Annotated in this window: 15 protein-coding genes; 11 read left to right on the top strand and 4 right to left on the bottom strand. The window is 54.3% G+C overall.

All coding sequences use genetic code 11. The annotated features are described in order from the left end of the window. The first annotated feature begins 195 nt into the window (after window positions 1-195). The 3 genes from WKR14_RS16260 to WKR14_RS16250 are packed head-to-tail and all read left to right on the top strand — an operon-like array spanning window position 196 to window position 4,503. Window positions 196-2,010 (top strand): assimilatory sulfite reductase (NADPH) flavoprotein subunit, encoded by a 1,815-nt coding sequence (locus tag WKR14_RS16260; RefSeq protein ID WP_339086929.1) that lies wholly within the window; start codon window positions 196-198, stop codon window positions 2,008-2,010. A gap of 32 nt (window positions 2,011-2,042) precedes the next feature. Then, on the top strand, window positions 2,043-3,749 hold the full coding sequence (gene cysI / locus WKR14_RS16255; RefSeq protein WP_165565542.1) for an assimilatory sulfite reductase (NADPH) hemoprotein subunit: 1,707 nt from the start codon (window positions 2,043-2,045) through the stop codon (window positions 3,747-3,749). After that, complete coding sequence (locus WKR14_RS16250; protein ID WP_339086926.1) at window positions 3,742-4,503, top strand: phosphoadenylyl-sulfate reductase; 762 nt, start codon at window positions 3,742-3,744, stop codon at window positions 4,501-4,503. Before cysI ends, WKR14_RS16250 begins: the two co-directional genes overlap by 8 nt. A 538-nt stretch (window positions 4,504-5,041) precedes the next feature. On the opposite strand, the gene WKR14_RS16245 is transcribed toward WKR14_RS16250, so the two are convergent. Both WKR14_RS16245 and WKR14_RS16240 read right to left on the bottom strand, forming a co-directional pair. Continuing rightward, window positions 5,042-6,520, bottom strand: a complete 1,479-nt coding sequence (locus WKR14_RS16245; protein ID WP_339086924.1) for a S41 family peptidase — start codon at window positions 6,518-6,520, stop codon at window positions 5,042-5,044. A 71-nt stretch (window positions 6,521-6,591) separates the two neighbouring features. After that, window positions 6,592-7,503 carry a phospholipase A gene (locus WKR14_RS16240; RefSeq protein WP_206194641.1) on the bottom strand — a complete coding sequence of 304 codons (912 nt, stop codon included), beginning with the start codon at window positions 7,501-7,503 and terminating at the stop codon, window positions 6,592-6,594. A gap of 384 nt (window positions 7,504-7,887) precedes the next feature. Between WKR14_RS16240 and cobA the strand changes: the two genes are divergently transcribed. Genes cobA through cysC form a run of 5 tightly spaced genes read left to right on the top strand, consistent with a single transcriptional unit; the run spans window position 7,888 to window position 13,437 of the window. Continuing rightward, complete coding sequence (gene cobA, locus WKR14_RS16235) at window positions 7,888-8,709, top strand: uroporphyrinogen-III C-methyltransferase (RefSeq protein ID WP_165565539.1); 822 nt, start codon at window positions 7,888-7,890, stop codon at window positions 8,707-8,709. A gap of 18 nt (window positions 8,710-8,727) precedes the next feature. Continuing rightward, entirely contained in the window at window positions 8,728-9,636 is a 909-nt protein-coding gene (gene cysD / locus WKR14_RS16230) for a sulfate adenylyltransferase subunit CysD (RefSeq protein WP_218997204.1), read from the top strand. Continuing rightward, window positions 9,636-11,051, top strand: coding sequence for a sulfate adenylyltransferase subunit CysN (cysN, locus tag WKR14_RS16225; RefSeq protein WP_339086919.1), 1,416 nt, complete (start codon window positions 9,636-9,638; stop codon window positions 11,049-11,051). The genes cysD and cysN overlap by 1 nt, the downstream gene beginning before the upstream one ends. Before the next feature lies 1 nt (window position 11,052). After that, window positions 11,053-12,789, top strand: coding sequence for an SLC13 family permease (locus WKR14_RS16220; protein ID WP_071475796.1), 1,737 nt, complete (start codon window positions 11,053-11,055; stop codon window positions 12,787-12,789). Between the two features lie 9 nt (window positions 12,790-12,798). Continuing rightward, window positions 12,799-13,437 (top strand): adenylyl-sulfate kinase, encoded by a 639-nt coding sequence (gene cysC, locus WKR14_RS16215; protein ID WP_025009979.1) that lies wholly within the window; start codon window positions 12,799-12,801, stop codon window positions 13,435-13,437. A 14-nt stretch (window positions 13,438-13,451) separates the two neighbouring features. Here the strand turns inward: cysC and WKR14_RS16210 are convergent, their stop codons facing one another. Then, window positions 13,452-14,282 carry a TIGR03899 family protein gene (locus tag WKR14_RS16210; RefSeq protein WP_039033117.1) on the bottom strand — a complete coding sequence of 277 codons (831 nt, stop codon included), beginning with the start codon at window positions 14,280-14,282 and terminating at the stop codon, window positions 13,452-13,454. A gap of 65 nt (window positions 14,283-14,347) precedes the next feature. Further along, window positions 14,348-15,550: an MFS transporter gene (locus tag WKR14_RS16205; protein ID WP_186265365.1), complete on the bottom strand. Its 1,203-nt coding sequence runs from the start codon at window positions 15,548-15,550 to the stop codon at window positions 14,348-14,350. 309 nt (window positions 15,551-15,859) lie between these two features. Here WKR14_RS16205 and hemG point away from each other — a divergent pair, with 309 nt between their 5' ends. The 3 genes from hemG to WKR14_RS16190 all read left to right on the top strand — a co-directional run bounded on the left by hemG (window position 15,860) and on the right by WKR14_RS16190 (window position 18,412). Then, a complete protein-coding gene (hemG, locus tag WKR14_RS16200) occupies window positions 15,860-16,402 on the top strand; it encodes a menaquinone-dependent protoporphyrinogen IX dehydrogenase (protein WP_039033119.1) in 543 nt (180 codons plus the stop codon). A 12-nt stretch (window positions 16,403-16,414) separates the two neighbouring features. Continuing rightward, window positions 16,415-16,939 (top strand): cytochrome b/b6 domain-containing protein, encoded by a 525-nt coding sequence (locus tag WKR14_RS16195; RefSeq protein ID WP_335922934.1) that lies wholly within the window; start codon window positions 16,415-16,417, stop codon window positions 16,937-16,939. A gap of 135 nt (window positions 16,940-17,074) precedes the next feature. Continuing rightward, a complete protein-coding gene (locus WKR14_RS16190) occupies window positions 17,075-18,412 on the top strand; it encodes an IS4 family transposase (RefSeq protein ID WP_165564965.1) in 1,338 nt (445 codons plus the stop codon). The last annotated feature ends 35 nt before the right edge of the window (window positions 18,413-18,447 follow it).

The following is an 18,447-nucleotide window of genomic DNA, read 5'->3' as shown; positions in this document are numbered from 1 at the left end:
AACAAGCTCATATTCTTCATGTGGTGTGTTTCTCCACTGGTCAGAGCAAATTCTTTGCGCCAGGCCACACTTTTGTAGCTTAATTTTTATACCATGCATATTCCTTATTGATATAAAAAATTAAATATTATTCTTTTTTGCTTTTCGATGGTGGGGCTAAGCTTGCTGACATTACTCTGTCACTGGGCCGTCTCAATGTTACTGAAAGAACTCACTTCACTGGCTTCGCCACTCTCAGCGCCACAAGTGGATAAGCTTAAACAACTCACCGCCGAGCTCAGCCCGCTGCAGCTGGCATGGGTCAGTGGTTATCTGGCCGCCAGCGCTCAGGGGCAGGAGGGTGCTCCCCCCAAAAAACAGAGCGGGCAAACTCTGACCATACTCTATGGCAGCCAGACGGGCAATGGCCGGGGTGTCGCCAAGGCGTTGGCCGCCAAGGCCCAGAGTCTGGGCTATGGGGTCAATCTGGCATCTATGGGCGAATACAATGTCCGTAACCTCAAGCAGGAAACCCTGCTGGTGGCCGTAGTGAGTACCCATGGTGAAGGTGAAGCCCCCGATGATGCCATTGAGCTGCACAAGTTTCTCGGCTCCAAACGCGCCCCCAAGCTGGATAAGCTTCAGTATGCGGTTCTCTCTCTGGGAGATTCCTCCTATGAGTTTTTCTGCCAGACAGGCAAAGACTTCGATGCCCGCCTGAGTGCCCTCGGGGCCAAGCCTTTACTGCCGAGAGTAGACTGTGATGTGGACTATCAGTCACAGAGCGACAACTGGCAAACCGAACTCCTTGAGCGGGTTAAGCCTCTGCTGCAGGTGGCCGATGGCGCAGCGACCAATGTGGTGTCCATCAATACCGTCAATCCAGGTATCAATGGCAATATCGGCCAGGAATATGACAAGCAAAACCCTTACAGCGCTGAAGTGATAGTCAGCCAGAAACTGACGGGCCGCGATTCACTCAAGGATATCCGTCATCTGGAAATCGATTTGGGCGAGTCGGCCATCAGCTATCAGGCGGGTGATGCGCTGGGGGTCTATTTCCATAACGATGAGGCTCTGGTGGCTGAAATTCTCGAAGTGCTGGCGCTGGCGCCGGATACCCGGGTTCAGCTTGGCGCCGAGTCTTTGGAGTTGCGTGATGCCCTGATTGAACACAAAGAGCTGACTCAACTCTATCCCGGTCTGGTGCAGTTTTGGGCCGAAACAGTAGAGAGCGGCGAGCTGCTTACTATTAGCCAAGACAAGGAGCAGACCCGGCGGTTTATTCTCAGCCACCAACTGGTGGACCTGGTGAAACGTTACCCTCTCAATGGCGCCAAGCTGGATTCGGCCCAGGCTCTGTTGGACAAGCTTCGCCCCATTACCCCAAGGCTATACTCCATCGCCTCGAGTCAGAGTGAAGTGGAGTCTGAAGTGCATCTTACCGTGGCGCTGGTGGAAGAGGAGCGTGATGGCCAACGCCGTTTCGGCGCCGCTTCTCACTTCCTGGCTCGGGCCGAGGAGGGCGCCCAGGTGCGGGTGTATGTGGAACCCAACAAGCACTTCCGCTTGCCCGAAGACCCCCAGACGCCAGTGATCATGATAGGGCCGGGAACCGGTGTCGCGCCATTTCGGGCCTTTATGCAGCAAAGAGTGGCCGAGGGCGTGGCCGGCGACAGCTGGCTGTTCTTCGGTAATCCCCATTTCGAGCAGGATTTTCTCTATCAGACCGAGTGGCAACAGTACCTCAAGAGTGGCGCCCTGAGCCGGATCTCGCTGGCCTTCTCCCGGGATCAAGCGGAGAAAGTTTATGTTCAGCACAAGATTAAACAACAGGCCAAAGAGCTGTGGCAGTGGCTTGAGCGCGGGGCCCATATCTACCTGTGTGGCGATGCCGAGCGAATGGCCAAAGATGTGCACCAGGCACTGCTGGAAGTGGCCATGGAGCAAGGGGGTTTGACGAGCGAGGCCGCCGAAGCGTTTCTCGATGAACTGCGCAGCGCCAAGCGTTACCAGAAAGATGTCTACTGAGCTGAAGAACCTAGGAATAAAGAGATAAGGCCATGAGTGAGCAGAAATTATCCGCCAACGAGCATATCAAGACCGACAGTGACTATCTGCGCGGCACCATACGCGAGGGCCTGGGCACAGACGTGACAGGCGCCTTCAGCGACGACGATCAGCAGCTGATCAAGTTTCACGGTTTCTATCAGCAGGACGACAGGGATCTGCGCAACGAACGTAAGGAGCAAAAGCTCGAGCCGCTGTACAGCTTTATGCTGCGAGCCCGGGTGCCGGGTGGTGTCTGTACTCCAGAGCAGTGGCTGGGCGTGGACAAGATAGCCTCGGAGCTGACCAGCTCCAACAGCATACGTTTGACGACCCGGCAGACATTCCAGTATCACGGCATCCCCAAGCGCAACCTGAAAACCATTATTCAGGGGCTGGACAGGGAAGCGCTGGACTCGATTGCCGCCTGTGGTGATGTGAACCGCAACGTCATGTGTAACCCCAACCCGGTAGAGTCCAAGCTGCATCAGCAGGCTTATTTCTGGGCCAAGAAGCTGTCGGATCATCTGCTGCCGCACACCCGTGCCTATGCCGAAATTTGGCTCGATGAGGAGAAGCTGCTCAGCACAGAGGACGAGCAGCCGGCCGCGGTTGAGCCTGTTTACGGCAAGACCTACCTGCCGCGTAAGTTCAAGATGGCAGTAGCTGTGCCACCGGACAACGACGTGGATGTTTACACCAATGACCTGGGTTTTATTGCCGTGGCGCAAGAGGGCGAGCTGGTGGGCTTCAATCTGGTGGCCGGTGGCGGTATGGGTTCGACCCATGGTGAAGTGGAAACCTTCCCGCGGCTGGCCGATGACTTTGGTTTTATCAAGGCCGAAGACACCATTAAGTTTGCCGAGGCCGTGATGACAGTGCAGCGCGATTGGGGTAACCGCAGCAATCGTAAACGCTCCCGTCTCAAATACACCATAGTGGATCACGGCTTTGAGGCCTTTAAGGCCGAGGTTGAAAAGCGCGCCGGGGTTAAGTTCGCCCCCAAGCGTGAGGTTGTCATTGGGGATCGCGGCGACAGATATGGCTGGGTTAAAGGCATAGACAACCACTGGCATCTGACCCTGTTTATCGAAGGTGGCCGGGTGAAGGATACCCAGGGTAAGTTGTTGCAGACCGGGCTTCGGGAAATCGCCAAGATACATAAGGGCGACTTTCGGATGACTTCCAACCAGAACATCATCATCGCCAAAGTGGCGGATGAGGATAGGGCTGAAATCGAAGCGCTGGCACGTAAGCATGGCCTGATGGGGCAGGTAATCACCGCAACCCGTGGTCATTCTATCGCCTGTGTGGCGCTGCCGACCTGCGCCCTGGCCATGGCCGAAGCCGAGCGTTATTTCCCCGAGTTTATCGACCATGTGGATGCGCTGCAGGCCAAGCACTCCATAGGTGAGCAGGCGATAGTCGTGCGCATGACGGGCTGTCCCAACGGCTGTGCCCGCCCTTTTGCCGCCGAAATTGGTTTTGTGGGCAAGGCCCCTGGGCGCTACAACATGTATCTGGGCGCCAGCTTCGAAGGCACCCGATTGAACAAGATGTACCGCGAGAATATTCAGGAAGCCGAAATCCTCAGTGAGCTGGATACCCTGTTTGGTCGCTACGCCGCCGAGCGCGAAACCGGCGAGAGCTTCGGTGATTTCACGGTGCGCGCCGGGATAGTGAAACCTGTATTGGACGCGGCGAGGGACTTTCATGGCTGATACCACAAGTTTATTGCACAGCGCCGAAGCGCTGCTGGCCTTGCTGGATGCGCCGGCCTCTGAGCAGCAAAGCGCCCTGGCTGCCATCAATGGCTATCTTGGCGGATTAAGTGCCGAGGAGCGGATCCAATGGGCCTTGGCCTATCTGCCGGGGAACCATGCCTTGTCGTCCAGTTTTGGCATTCAGGCGGCGGTGATGCTGCATCTGGTGAACTCGGTGCAGCAAGGTACACAAGTGATTTTGACCGACACCGGCTACCTGTTTCCCGAGACCTATCGATTTATCGATCAACTGACAGAGCGGCTCGGACTCAATCTTAAGGTCTATCGGGCCGAGACGAGCGCCGCTTGGCAGGAGGCCAGATTCGGCAAGCTTTGGCAGCAGGGGCTTGAGGGGCTGGAGCAATACAACCGCATCAACAAGGTAGAGCCGATGCAGCGGGCACTGGCTGAGCTGGATGTTGGCACCTGGTTTGCCGGGTTGCGCCGCTCCCAGGCATCGACCCGGGAGGCGTTGCCGATTTTGGCTATCCACGGCAAGCGCTATAAGATGCTGCCGATTATCGAGTGGAGCAATAAACAGGTGCATGAGTATCTCAAGCGCTATGACTTGCCCTATCACCCCCTCTGGGAGCAGGGTTATGTCTCTGTGGGGGATACCCATTCGAGCAAACCCCTGGAGCTGGGGATGACAGAGGAAGAGACACGTTTCAACGGGTTAAAACGTGAGTGCGGATTGCACTACGAGATCTGATTTGTGGCCGCTGTCATCAGCGGCTTTTTTCTGCCTGTGGACAAGTTGCCCGGCTTGTCATCTTGTGGTCATCTTGGGGCGTTAGTTTTGGCAATGTCGATTGTTAGTGCCTTTAGATAATCTGGACTCATACTTTAGTACATATTTGTTCACAGAGTTATGCACAGGGTGGTTTTCTGGTTTATAATCCAAAGTTCCCGCAGGGGAAGTGTGATATGCCATTCTGTATCGGGTGTTTTTATGGAACATCGGCTTAGCGGCAGGCAGTGCAGTCGGCAATACACATCAAGACGGCTCGCCCTTATGGCATCGGTTGCCCCGTTTTTTCAGCAGTCGGTCGCGAGTGACCCCGAGCTTTGATTGGCTTGCTGGCGCAGCTTCAAAGCACTCTCCGTGTCCCGGATAGCCCGATCACCCTTTCATGGGGCTATCCGGGAATTGTTTGTTCCAAACTTCAACTTCATCTGTGTCTCCACTCCCCCAGTTTTTCGCCGAGCAACTTTTTGAATGAGTCAACTAATGGTAACAATACGTCAGTTCAGTGCTGCCGAGCAGCTGACCTGGGCGTAGCCGAGCTTAATTGAGTATTGGGTAATGCTAGTTCTGATTGAGCATCCGTAGGCTTTCGCAGACACTGCTCCGGGGAGATGAGAGACAGCAATCCCTGCCATTGCAAGGGGGCATCTGTGGGGAGCTGCAGATCCGGTTCTGTGCCGATTCCTGAAAGCAATTGGCCATAGCCATCATAGCCAAGCGAAGCGCTGATACTCAGTTTAAGGCCACTGGCCGGCAGGGTAAAATGATGTAAACGCCCCAGATCGCCGCGGGTCGGTTCGCCCACCAACAGCGCTCTGCGCCAACGTTTGGCTGCATAGGCAATCCATTCACACTCCTGGCGGCAGTCCGGGCCGATAAGCAGTACCAGGCGTCCCGAGTCAGGGACGGTCGCTGCAACCAGTTTGGGGATCGGGCGGGCATACCAGTGACTCAGGTTGGGCTGTGGCTGATTGTCCAGTGCGGCCTGTACCGGCGGAAATGGTGCGAATTGAGTGAGCGGCTCAAAGTGCAGCGGCCGCAGAAAGTCGCGCCGTAGCTGTGGTGAACGGCGGTAGCGGCCATAGCCCAGTGGTTGGCTGCTGAGTCCATCCTGATAGTTGCCGAGAAACTGCAACAGGCTGTCGCTGAAGCCGTGGGCATGGCGCAGATCCAGCACCAGGATGTGATGACTCATCGCGCGCAGCAAATCTTGTTGCAGCTGAGGGTCAGTCTCTATCGCATTGAGATCTGTCAAGGTAAACAGTGCAATCTCAGGCGCCAGTTGCTGCCAACTGGCCAGAATAGATAGAGGGGCACTGAGAAACTGCTGCGGTACTTTCACCTCTATGTTTTGCGGCTGGAGGTCAGCCCCATAGAGCGTCAGCAGCACCTCATCTTTTACTCTAAGCCCCATCTCCCGCCTTAGCAGATCCAGCTGTTGCAGCCAAGGCATCTGCATAGGTACGCTATTTCGCTGCTCCGGCGGCAAAAAGTGATTGGCAATCTTCTGCCAATGGCTGATGGGCAGGCCATCGATATGGCTGATAAAAGGTGTATCATTTTGAAGGGGCTCGTCTTTGTCATTGAGCGCCAGCCATTTGTCTTCCATGGGCTTGAGCCTGAGGGGCAAGACGCCGGAGGGCAGCGCCGTTTGACTGACCCTGACCCCGGGGTCTTTAAGTTCTCCCAGCAACTTATTGACTTCGGCGGTGAAACGATTGATAGCTATGCTGTCTCGGTATTCCTGTTTCAGCCGTTGCAGTCTTTTCTCGAGTCGGGATTCAATGTCGGGATCCAGTACCAGAAAGGCTGAGTGCTGCTGCAATTGTTTGACTAGTACAGTCAGATCGGTCTTCATCTGCCTTTGGCTCAACAGCTCTTTTTTCGCAGGCTCAGGCAGCAGGAATCGTCCCAACTGCAGACAGGAGATCAACAACAGCAGGATAAAGCAGCTAACTATTTCACGGAATCCCGGCTTCATATCTCTCCCTGATACCAGCCTCAGGGCCTATAAATGGCACAGAGGCAATCATTAAGCTCGCCCTTGATAGCTTACAGGATATCGTTGATGGCGACCCCTATACCTATACGCTGATTGTGATCGTTATAGTCAATAAGGCTTTCGCCGTAGCCATTGAAGTATTGTGCATATAGGCGCAGGTTGCCGAGTATGGGGTAACTCCAGGTAAACTCCACTGCGCCGCGGTTGGAACTCTGAAGATTGTTACGCAACATCAGGCTGAATCTGTGATCGTCTATGCCGTAGACGCCGGTCAGCTCGAAGTGGCCGAGGTAATCTGTGATATCCGGGTTATCGTCTCCGCGGGGATCTCCCTCATAGTCCTTCTCGCTTTCCGGGATCCGCCACCACACCTTGGCCGCCAGCGCTATAGGGCCCTTGTCGAACACCATGGTGCCATAAATACGGTTCCAACTGCGGGACAGGTCGCCCGACTTGCCATTGGACTGATGTACGGCACCAAAGCCCCAGAAGGAGTTGGTGAAACCGGCTATTTTCCAGTCGTTGTTGAATAGCATAAAGAGTTCGGGCTCGTGGTTGGTTTCACGAAACGGCGAGGAGATGTCCTTGTTGTACACCTGCCACCAAGATTGATTGGTATAGGCGAAAAACAGGTGACCATTGTCGCCAAACACGTTGTACATCAGTGGGAATTTGAAACTTATTTGGAATTTGGCTTCATATTTATCCAAAGTTTCATCTTCTGAAGTCGTTTTCGATTCAAAAGGGGCCATATTGGGTGAAGGATTATAGGTGACCGGTAGTATGTAATTGACCTTGTGCGGGGTGATTACAAAGGGCCGCTCTGAGGTTTCCAGCTCCTCTTGCACCCTTTGATCGACCAGCGAAGGGCCATTGTCTTCGGCGGCAGAGAGTTGGCTGGACGGTAATATTACCAGGGCCAATGTCAGGCCGCTGAGGCTGGAACGGATTTTGGTATACATATTCTTCCCTGTTGTCTCTGAGGCTTGATGGAGTGCCCGGCTGTTGTTTCGGCTTGAGAGTGTAACATCCTGGCTTTAGCCTGCACATTCCCATCCCAAGCTGCTGTCACCGAGATAAAACTATAATTTTTTGCCATAAGTTAGTGCTAAAAGCGGTAGTAAACAATAAAAAAATTCATTAACCCAGTTCGGCTATTATTTTGTAATCCATTGAAAATAAAAAGTAATGTTTTTTATTAACAGATTTCTCAGTCCCAGATATTTTTCCCGTTACCGCGATTTCCCTCTATATATCTAAAAGTAATAACAGCTAATGATTCTCTATTTATAGTGGAATATGTGTAGCCGCTATATTGCTTGCATCAGCAAGATGGGGAATAGCGCATGGAATTACTGACACTGCCCGGCAAGCGGGCCAAAGGCAAAGTTTATCTGCTTGGAGCCGGTCCCGGCGATCCTGAACTATTGACCGTCAAGGCGTGGCACCTGCTGCAGCGCGCCGATGTGGTGCTGTTTGATGCCTTGGTCAGTCCCGAGATCCTGGCGCTGATCCCCGAAGGTGCCGAGCGCATCGCGGTGGGCAAACGGGCCGGTGAGCACAGTGCTTCCCAGAGTGAAATCAACCGTTTGTTGCTGACCAAGGCCTTTACCCGCCAAACCGTGGTCAGGCTCAAAGGGGGCGATCCCTTTATCTTCGGTCGCGGCGGCGAGGAGTTGCAGACTCTGGCACAGGCCGGCGTCGCCTTCGAAGTGGTGCCTGGCATCACAGCCGCCAGCGGTACCGCAGCCTATGCGGGTATTCCCTTGACCCACAGGGATTTTGCCCAGGGGGTCAGCTTTATTACCGGTCATTGCCAGCTGCAAAATCGCCCCATGGATTGGCAAGGCTACGCCAACCCGGCCAACACCCTGGTGGTGTACATGGGGATCCTCAATGCCGGGCTCATTCAGCAACAACTGATTGCCCATGGTCGCAGCCCGCAGACGCCGGTGGCCATAGTATCCAAGGCCACGACCAGGCAGCAGCAGCGTGTTATTGGCACCCTGGAGCAGTTGCAAACTCTGGCTCAAGACCCGCGGGTAGTGATGCCGGCGCTGATGATCATAGGCGAAGTCGTCGCTTTGGCAGACAGCCTCAGTTGGTTTGAACCCGAGGCGGCGAACAATGGCCTGCAACTACAACATGATGCTGTTACAGCACTTTGAATCAATTGGAGAAATAAGATGTCAGGGCCAGTGTTGAGTCACCTTGAACAGTTGGAAGCCGAGAGTATCCAGATCTTTCGCGAAGTTGCCGCCGAATTCGACAACCCGGTGATGTTGTACTCCATCGGCAAGGATTCTTCCGTGCTGTTGCATCTGGCGCGCAAGGCCTTCTATCCGGGCAAGATCCCTTTCCCCTTGCTGCATGTGGATACCGACTGGAAGTTTCGCGAGATGATACGTTTTCGTGATCAGGCGGCCAGGAAGTACGGTTTCGAGCTTCTGGTACACAAGAATCCGCAAGGCCTGGCGATGGGCATGAACCCCTTTACCTTCGGCTCGGCCAAGCACACAGACGTGATGAAGACCGAAGGCCTGAAACAGGCCCTGGATAAATACGGTTTCGATGCCGCCTTTGGCGGTGCCCGCCGCGACGAGGAGAAGTCCCGCGCCAAGGAGCGTGTCTATTCCTTTCGCGATCGCCATCACCGCTGGGATCCCAAGAACCAGCGCCCCGAGCTGTGGCACACCTATAACGGTCAGGTCAACAAGGGGGAGAGCATCAGGGTCTTCCCGCTTTCCAACTGGACCGAGTTGGATATCTGGCAATACATCTATCAGGAAAACATCGACATAGTGCCGCTCTATTTTGCCGAGCAGCGCCCGGTGGTGGAGCGCGATGGCAGCCTGATCATGGTCGATGACGAGCGGATGCCGCTCAATGAAGGCGAAGTGCCCGAGTATCGCCGGGTGCGTTTTCGCACTCTGGGGTGTTATCCCTTGACCGGCGCCATAGAGTCCAGTGCCGCGACACTGGCAGAGATTATCGAAGAGATGTTGCTGTCCCGCTCCAGTGAGCGTCAGGGACGGGTCATCGACAGGGATTCGTCCGGGTCGATGGAAAAGAAAAAGCGTGAGGGGTATTTCTAATGTCGGTTGCACAACAAGTCAATGAGCAGGGTATAGAGCAATATCTTAAAAATCAGCAGCATAAATCGCTTTTGAAGTTTCTGACCTGTGGTTCCGTGGATGACGGCAAGTCGACCCTGATAGGCCGTTTGCTGCACGACAGCGCCCAGATCTATGAAGATCAACTGGCGGCACTGCACAAGGATTCCAAGAGCCATGGCACCACGGGCGAAGCTGTGGATCTGGCTTTGCTGGTGGATGGCCTGCAGGCCGAGCGCGAGCAGGGGATCACCATAGATGTGGCCTATCGTTACTTCTCTACCGAGAAACGCAAGTTCATCATTGCCGACACTCCCGGGCATGAGCAGTACACCCGCAATATGGCGACCGGCGCTTCCAACTGCGATCTGGCGATTATTCTGATCGACGGTCGCTACGGGGTGCAGACCCAGACCCGCAGACACAGCTTTATCTGCTCTCTCTTGGGGATCAAGCAGTTCATCGTGGCCGTCAATAAGATGGATCTGCTGGATTTCAGTGAGGAGCGTTTCGAGGCGATCAAGGCCGACTATCTGGCGTTTGCCGGCCAGTTGCAGTTGGACGATATCCACTTTGTACCGCTGTCGGCACTCGATGGCGACAACCTGGTGAACCGCTCGGCGCGCACCCCTTGGTATCAGGGCGAAACCCTGCTTGCCATGCTGGAGAGTGCGCCTGTGACCGGCTTTAACCACGCCTTCGATGCCCGCTTCCCGGTGCAGTATGTCAGCCGTCCCAACCTGGATTTCCGCGGTTTTGCCGGTACCTTGGCCTCCGGCAGTCTGCAAGTTGGCCAGAGGGTCAAGGTGCTGCCCTCGGGGAAAGAGTCGACTATCGCCTCGATTGTCACCTTCGATGGTGAGCTCAAGCAGGGCTATGCCGGCCAGGCACTGACCCTGACCCTGAGTGATGAGATTGATATCAGCCGCGGCGATGTGATAGTGCCGGCGGCGAGCCCTGTGGGCGTTTCCAACCGGTTGCAGGCCAAGGTGGTGTGGATGCACGAACAGCCGCTGACACCCGGCAAGCAATACAACATCAAGCTGGGAACCAAAAAGGTGCCAGCCAGTGTCAGCCGCATACTGCACAGCATAGATGTGAATACCCTGGCACAGGACAGTGTTGCCGAGCTGAGCCTCAACACCATAGCCCTGGTTGAACTGGAGTTGAGTGAGGCCGTGGTGTTCGATGCCTATAATGACAATCGCGATACCGGCGGTTTTATCTTTATCGATCGCATCAGCAATGTCACTGTCGGTGCCGGTATGGTGCAGCAGGCGCTTGGGGAAACTGAAAAAACGACCCATTTCAGTGAGTTTGAATTGGAACTCAATGCCTTGATTCGTAAGCATTTCCCCCATTGGCAGGCGCTGGATATCCGCGCTCAGGGAGACTGAATTGTCTGAAACCTGGATCCTGGGGTTAATACTGCTCGCGCTGGTGGCCGGACTCGTCAGTGGTCTGGCATCACCGGCCATGCTGTTTACCATAGCGGCGCTGCTCAGTTACCTCTTGGGTATGCTGGAGCTTGAGTCGCTGCTGGGCAGTTTTACCAACGCCAGTCTGGTGACTCTGGTGCTCCTGGTGCTGGCAACCACGGCACTGGAGAAGACGCCCTTGCTCGGTAGGCTCAGCCAGGTCATAGGCTCAGGCTCCTTGGGGCTGACCATGGCCAAGCTGGGGTTTTCCACTGCGTTGCTGTCGTCTTTCACCAACAATACCGCCGTGGTGGCCTCGTTGATTGGCGTGGTGCGTCGCAATCAGCAGCATGCACCGGCCAAGTTATTGCTGCCCTTATCCTACGCGGCGATTTTGGGCGGCACCCTGACCCTGATTGGCACCTCGACCAACTTGATAGTGAACTCCTTTGTTGAAAACGCCGGGCTGAAACCCCTGGGTTTTTTTGAGTTCTCCTTGATTGGCCTGGCCGTGGTGGTGGCCGGTATTGCGCTTTTGGTATTGCTGTCACACCTGTTGCCCGATGGCGATGAGCAACATGGTGATGAAAGTCTGCCCTATCTGTTGGAAGCCAAGGTGTTGCCCGGCTCAACCCTGGTGGGCCGAAGCGTGCAGGACAATAGACTCAGGGCCCTGAAAAAGCTCTATCTGGCTGAGCTCGAGCGCAGCGGCATTCGCATCTGCCCTGTGCCGCCGCAACTCGTGCTGGCCGCGGGGGATGTGCTGCGCTTCAGCGGCGCGGTGGAGTCGGTGGAGTTGCTGCATCAATTCGATGGTTTGGAGTGGTTCGGCAAGCAGCAGGCCAGGGGCCAGAATCTGGTGGAAGCCGTGCTGGCGCCGTCTTCGGCTTTGGTGGGCTCTTCGCTCAAGGCCTCGCGATTTCGGGAGCAGTTTGATGCCGCCGTAATGGCGATTCGCCGCGGCCATCATCCACTCAAGGGCGGCTTGGGCGACATAGTGCTGCAGGCCGGAGATGTGTTGCTGTTGACCCCGGGCGATGGCTTTGGTCGTAATCCGCGTCTCAGTACCGACTTTGCCGCCGTCAGCGGCCTGGACCTGAGTGTCAGGCTGGACAGTCGCCGCAGTCAGTGGGTGCTGGCGGGCTTTGTGCTCACCATAGCTGCCAGTCTGCTGGGCTGGCTGCCGCTGGCCAAGGGGCTGGTGCTCTTGTTGCTCAGTTATCTGGCGATAGGTGCCGTGACCCTGGGCGAGCTCAAACGGCGGTTCCCGCTGGAGCTGGTGTTGATTGTCGGCAGCGCCCTAAGTCTGGCCAAGCTGATGTTGGATACCGGCTTGGCCAAAGGGATGGCCGATACTCTGCTCGGCGCCTTTTCCGGCTTTGGGGTCTTTGGCGCCTTTGTCGGGGTTTATTTGCTGACCTTGCTGTTGACCGAACTCATCACCAACAACGCGGCGGCGGCCCTGGCTTTTCCCGTGGCCTATGCGATTGCGACCAGCTTCGGGGTCGACAGTCGGCCCTTTATTCTGGCAGTGGTGTTTGGTGCCAGCGCCAGCTTTATTTCGCCCTATGGCTACCAAACCAATCTGATGGTGTTCAACGCCGGTAATTACCGCTTTATTGATTTTGTGCGCTTGGGGCTGCCGCTGTCGTTGCTTTACTCGGCGATAGTTTTGTTTCTGGTGCCCATGCTGTTCCCCTTTGATGCGGGTCTTTAAGGAGTGACGATGAAGAATTCTACCCAGCCCAATGCCGATATCGTTTGGCATCAGCATGCTGTCGATCAGGCGGCAAGGGCAGCCCAGAAGGGCCAACAACCTGTGCTGCTTTGGTTCACCGGGTTGTCCGGCGCCGGCAAGTCGACCTTGGCAGGCGCCCTGGAGCGGGCACTGTTCGAGGCGGGGTTTCACACCTATCTGCTCGATGGCGACAATGTGCGTCATGGTCTTTGCAAAGATCTTGGTTTCAGCGCAGCCGATAGGGATGAAAACCTGCGAAGAGTGGGCGAAGTTGCGCACCTGATGGTGGATGCCGGTTTGCTGGTACTGTCGGCCTTTATCTCGCCGACCCGGGCCGAGCGTGATGCTATTCGCTGCCGGTTTGCTGCGGGGCGTTTTATTGAAGTGCATGTTTCCACGCCGCTGGCAGTGTGTGAGGCCCGCGATCCCAAGGGCTTGTATCAGAAGGCGCGTAAGGGGGAGATCCGTGACTTTACCGGGATTTCGGCGCCCTACGAAGAGCCGCTGGCTGCCGAGTTGACTATAGATACCAGCAAGGGCGATCTCAATACCCAGGTGCAGGCATTGCTGGATTACCTCTCTGCCTTGGAAGTGATCCCGTCGACGCGATTACAGGCCAGCGCCTGAGGCTCAGTTGATGCCTAGCTAATGCTGAAGTCTTTGGTAAACAAGGCCTTCAGCGCCTTGATATAGGCTTCGTCTTCCCTTGGACGCACCAAGAGTGCCAGTTCATCGCCCACTGGGGTAAAGCGGTAGTAGCTGAACAGCAGGTGGCCTGATTTTGGGGTTAGCTTCAGGTGTTGCTGTTGGATCTGCAGTTGCAGCGGGCTCTTGCTGTCCAATATGCCGGTCTCGAACTCGCCCCTGTGCAGTATGCCGCCATCCACCAGGGTGAGTATGCTTGAGTAGGGCATGCCGAATTGCGACAACCCCAGGTTGACCGCGCTGTGTTTACGAAAATACTGGCCTATGCCGCCGCTGACTCTGTAACCACTGATAAGCTTGAGTCGGCTCTCATTGTTGACCTTGACCGCCATCCCCAGCGCTTTTTCCAGTATGTGTGCCTCTCTCAAGGTCAACTGTTTCAGGGTTGCCAGGGTACGCAGGCTGAAATTACCTGGATTGATGATTTCACTTGAGAGTATCCGAGCCCACAGATCCTGCATCTTGCGATTGTGGATCTGCTCGGCCATTTGGAAGAACTGATGTACCCAGTCGGGATCCAGCTCCACCCCGGTCACATCGGACGGGGTATAGCTCAGTGCCATGGCGTAGATGTTTTCCAGGTTGCGTTGGTACTGGGCTTGTTGTTTGTCGATGCGAAAGGCCGCCCGTTCGGCAACGCTGGCGTTGGCAGGTTTATAGTCCTGTTCAGAGGCGAGTCCCAGCAGGCGCCCGAGGCGCAGTGCCTTCTTGCGGGCCGATGCCTGACCTGGCTCTTCTATTTCTCTGGGGAGTTTTTCCTCTGCCATTCTGATTATCTTCTCGCGAAAACTATGCTTCTTTATGCATAATTTTCAGTTAGTTGTCCAGCAGTTCAGCCGGCTTCCTGCTGTTGGGTTTCTGCAACGAGGGCCTTGTGCCAACTGAGTTCTCGTCCGGGGGCCGGGGCCTTGGGCACCAGGCGTGCCAGCAACAGCGAACAGGCGGCGAGTCCGGCACCGATATAAAACACTGCCGCAGGTGAACTGAGCCAGAGCACTCCGAGCAATACCGGGATCACCACGGCCGCGATATGATTGATGGTAAAGCTGACCGACATGGTGGCGGCAATGTCTTTGGGATCGGCAATTTTTTGGAAATAGGTCTTGATGGCAATCGCCATGGCAAACAGCAGGTGATCTATCACATAGAGCGCCGCTGCCATGTGGCCGTCCTCCACCAGGGCATAACTGATAAACAGCAGCACCAGGCCTATATATTCCAGGGTCAGGGCGTGCCTTTCTCCTATGCGGCCGATAAAGCGACCTATGGCCGGGGCAAACAGCAGGTTGACTACATAGTTGATCAGAAACAGAGCCGTGATCTCACTGACGCTGTAACCGAACTTCTCCACCATCATAAAGCCGGCGAACACCATGAAGATTTGCCTTCTGGCTCCCGAGAAAAAGGTCAACAGGTAATAGAGCCAGTAGCGTTTTCTGAGGATGATTTTCTTGTGCTGGACTTCGCCGGTATCGAACTTGGGGAAATAGCAGTAGAGAGTGATTACCATCAAAAGCCCCAAGGCCCCTATAAGGCTGTACATCCAGACATAGTCCAGCTTGAAGACTGTCATCACCAACCAGATGCTGCCGTAGCCGCCCAAGGCGGCCGCGGCGCGCCATGACATGGCCTTTCCCATGAAACCTGCTGTCTGGGACTTGTCGACCCACTGCAGGGTCAGCGATTGATTGATGGTTTCAAAGTAGTGAAAGCCGACCGACATTAAAATGGTCGTCAGATAGAGCCCCAATACCTGGGGAAAGAAACCGGTAATGCCCACCCCGATGCACAGCAGCGCCAGCGACAACAGGGCGAAGGCCTGTTCTTTAATCAACAGCAGCACAAAAATGGCGCTAAAAGCCAGAAACCCGGGAACCTCCCTGAGGCTTTGCAGCATGCCTATTTCGGCGCCGGTGAATAGTGCTCTTTCAATAACAAAGTTGTTCAGCAGGGCCTGCCAGACGGCAAATACCAAGGACATGACAAAGGTCATCCACAGTAGCAAGGCCTCGGGATTGCGGGTTGGTTGCTGCATCTTGTTTCGAAAATGGCTGCAGAGTATCAGCTTATGCTAATACCAGAACCTGGAGATAACCAGAAAACTTTGTTGAAAAATATTATCCGGCTGTAAAGCTGCTGTAGCGCCAAGGTTCCACTGCCATAACGGCTTCTTGGGTGGCGGTGATCCTTAGGTTCCCACAGCGGTTATTTTTTGTGAACTACTCGGTATTTCCGCGGCTTGGATAGCGTTTCGCCCTTTGCCCGTGATCTGTTTCATGTAAATGAGCTAATGGATCACCTAAGATGGCATCAGTACTAAGAGATTGAACTACTAGGGGTTAAGGTGAGCAAGACTCTTCTGCTGTATTCCAGCGTGCATGGTCAGACCCGCAAGATCTGTGACGTTATGGCAAAGCAACTTGGCGCTTTGGGGCAGCAAGTGACCATGGCGGCGATAGATGATGCGCCGGATCTGGCCGATTTTGATCGGGTCGCCATTGGAGCCAGTATTCGTCACGGCAAGCACAATCCTGCCGTGTTCGACTATATTCGCCAACATCAGCAGCAGTTGGAAAGTAAGGCCAATGGCTTCTTTTCTGTGAGTCTGGTGGCGCGCAAGCCGGAAAAAAATACTCCTGAAACCAACCCTTACATGCAGGCGTTTCTTGCCAAGACTGAATGGAAGCCTAAGCAGTTGGCCGTATTTGGCGGCAACCTTGACTATCAGGGCTATGGAGCCATGGACAGAAATATCATACGTTTCATCATGTGGATCACCAAGGGACCGACCGATCCCAATACCTGTATTGAATACACTAATTGGGACAAGGTGCAGGAATTTGCCGAGCAATTGGCGGCGCAGGCTCTGATCTCCAGGGCGGGTTAAAGCGAGGCTGAAATGGCTCTGTTGCAACGTCTTTGGCGCTTCTATAGTGCCCATCAACACTTGTTGTTAATTCTCTTGTGTTTGTTTCTGGTGCTGGGTAGCAGCAGTTTGATGATGATCCGCAGCATCAGGGCCGGTGCCGGTTTCTGGGATCTGAGCCATGTCTATCTTGGGCTCCTGTGTGTGCCGCTGTCGCTGACGTTTCTTGTGAGTAACTGCACCTCCGGCCGCTGGCGTCAGTACTTTAGTCTGTTTATCGGCGATTGGCGCCAGATAGGTGCTGATATCGGCGGCTTGTTCAAAGGCAAGTTACCGGTTGCTGGCGGCAAGGGGCTGTTCAGCCTGATAGAAGGGCTGGGGATGTTGCTGCTGCTTGGGGTGGCTCTGACAGGCTTACTCTGGTATTTGACCCAAGGCACCAGTGATGCGTTGCTCTGGCGTGGTTGGCATAAGCATCTGGCCCACGGTTTTATCGGTTTTCTGATAGTGCACGCCATCTGTGCCCTCAGCCATCTGCTGGACTTCTTTCGTCAGTAGTAGAACGCTGAAAGTAAAAGAGTTCTTATAATAAAAATGCCGCTTTTAAGCGCAATGTAGATCAGATAAGGATCGGTTGACCGATCCTTCTGATGAGAGACAATCGGAAACCTGTTTGTAGGTTTCCGATTTTTTATGTCTATTCAAAACTGCTTTGCCGACTTTCTTGAAGAGAGTCCTGTTGATGTCGCTCAGCTAACCACCTTCTCCGAGCATATTCCTGACGAGTGGATTGCTAAAGCGGTAACACTTTCCGATAAAGCGACGATTCGTCGACGTCGCTTACCGAGTGATATGGTTCTTTGGCTTATTGTTGGAATGGCGTTTTTCCGCAACGAACCGATTGCCGAAGTTGCACGGCGAATGAATGTCTGTGCCGAGGGGTTGGCTAATGAGGAGCTGTTAGCAAAAAGTGCTTTAACGCAAGCAAGGCAACGCCTCGGCAAAGCAGCCCCAGAATGGTTGTTTAGGCAATGCAGCCATAGGTGGGGGTTAGAGCGTTACCCTGAGGATACATGGCAAGGTTTGCAAGTCTTTGCTGTGGATGGCGCGCTTTTTCGAACCGCTGACACACCGGAACTAAGAGACCATTTTGGGTCAGGTAATACATCCAGCGACAGACAGACGCCTCATCCAGTATTAAGGGTGGTGACCATGATGAATGTTCGCTCTCATGTCATTGTCGATGCCGCTATAAGCCCTTATCGTCGAGGCGAAATTCCTCTTGCTATGCCCTTTATTGACTCCTTACCGGATAATTCCGTGACCTTATTGGATAAGGGTTTTTATGGAGCAGGCTTACTTCTTTCTCTCCAAAATAGTGGTGCTAACAGACATTGGTTGTTACCGGCGAAGAAAGGGGTGAAATACACCCTGCTGGACGATGAAGAGAGTGACGACATGCGAGTCGAAATGAAAGTCTCTCCACAAGCACGCAAGAAAAATCCTAACCTACCTGAAACATGGCAAGTGAGAGCCGTGACTTATCAGGTACAAGGTAAGCCAAAAACCGTATTTACGTCTCTTCCCAGAGAGCAGTACGATGCGGGAGCAGTCGCGGCGCTTTACCACGAGCGATGGGAAATTGAATTAGGGTATCGAGACATAAAAAGTTCGATGCAACACAATGCGTTAGTGCTGAGGAGTAAGACAGTCGAACTTGTCTATCAAGAGTTATGGGGGCTGCTGCTTGGTTATAACTTGGTGAGACGAGAAGCGAGCCAAGCGGCAGTAGAGCATGGTCGAATGCCCAATGAAATCAGCTTTAAGTACGCTTGTCAGTTCATCGCAAGTCAGCTCAAAGTCATGAGCAAAGCGGTGTCACCAGGTAATACGCCGAAGCGTCTAAACAGTCTACGAGGAGACTTGTCCATCCTCTTTATAGACAAACGCCCTAAGCCAAATCGGCCTAGGGCGGTAAAAATATCAAAGACCCGATATCCTGTTAATCACAAGGCAGCTCCGCTTAAGTGAACTACGTTGCGCTTTTAAGCGGCATTTTTATTTGG

This window comes from Shewanella chilikensis (assembly GCF_037953065.1).
Lineage (GTDB): Bacteria > Pseudomonadota > Gammaproteobacteria > Enterobacterales > Shewanellaceae > Shewanella > Shewanella chilikensis.
This window is presented reverse-complemented; position numbering and strand designations above follow the sequence as displayed.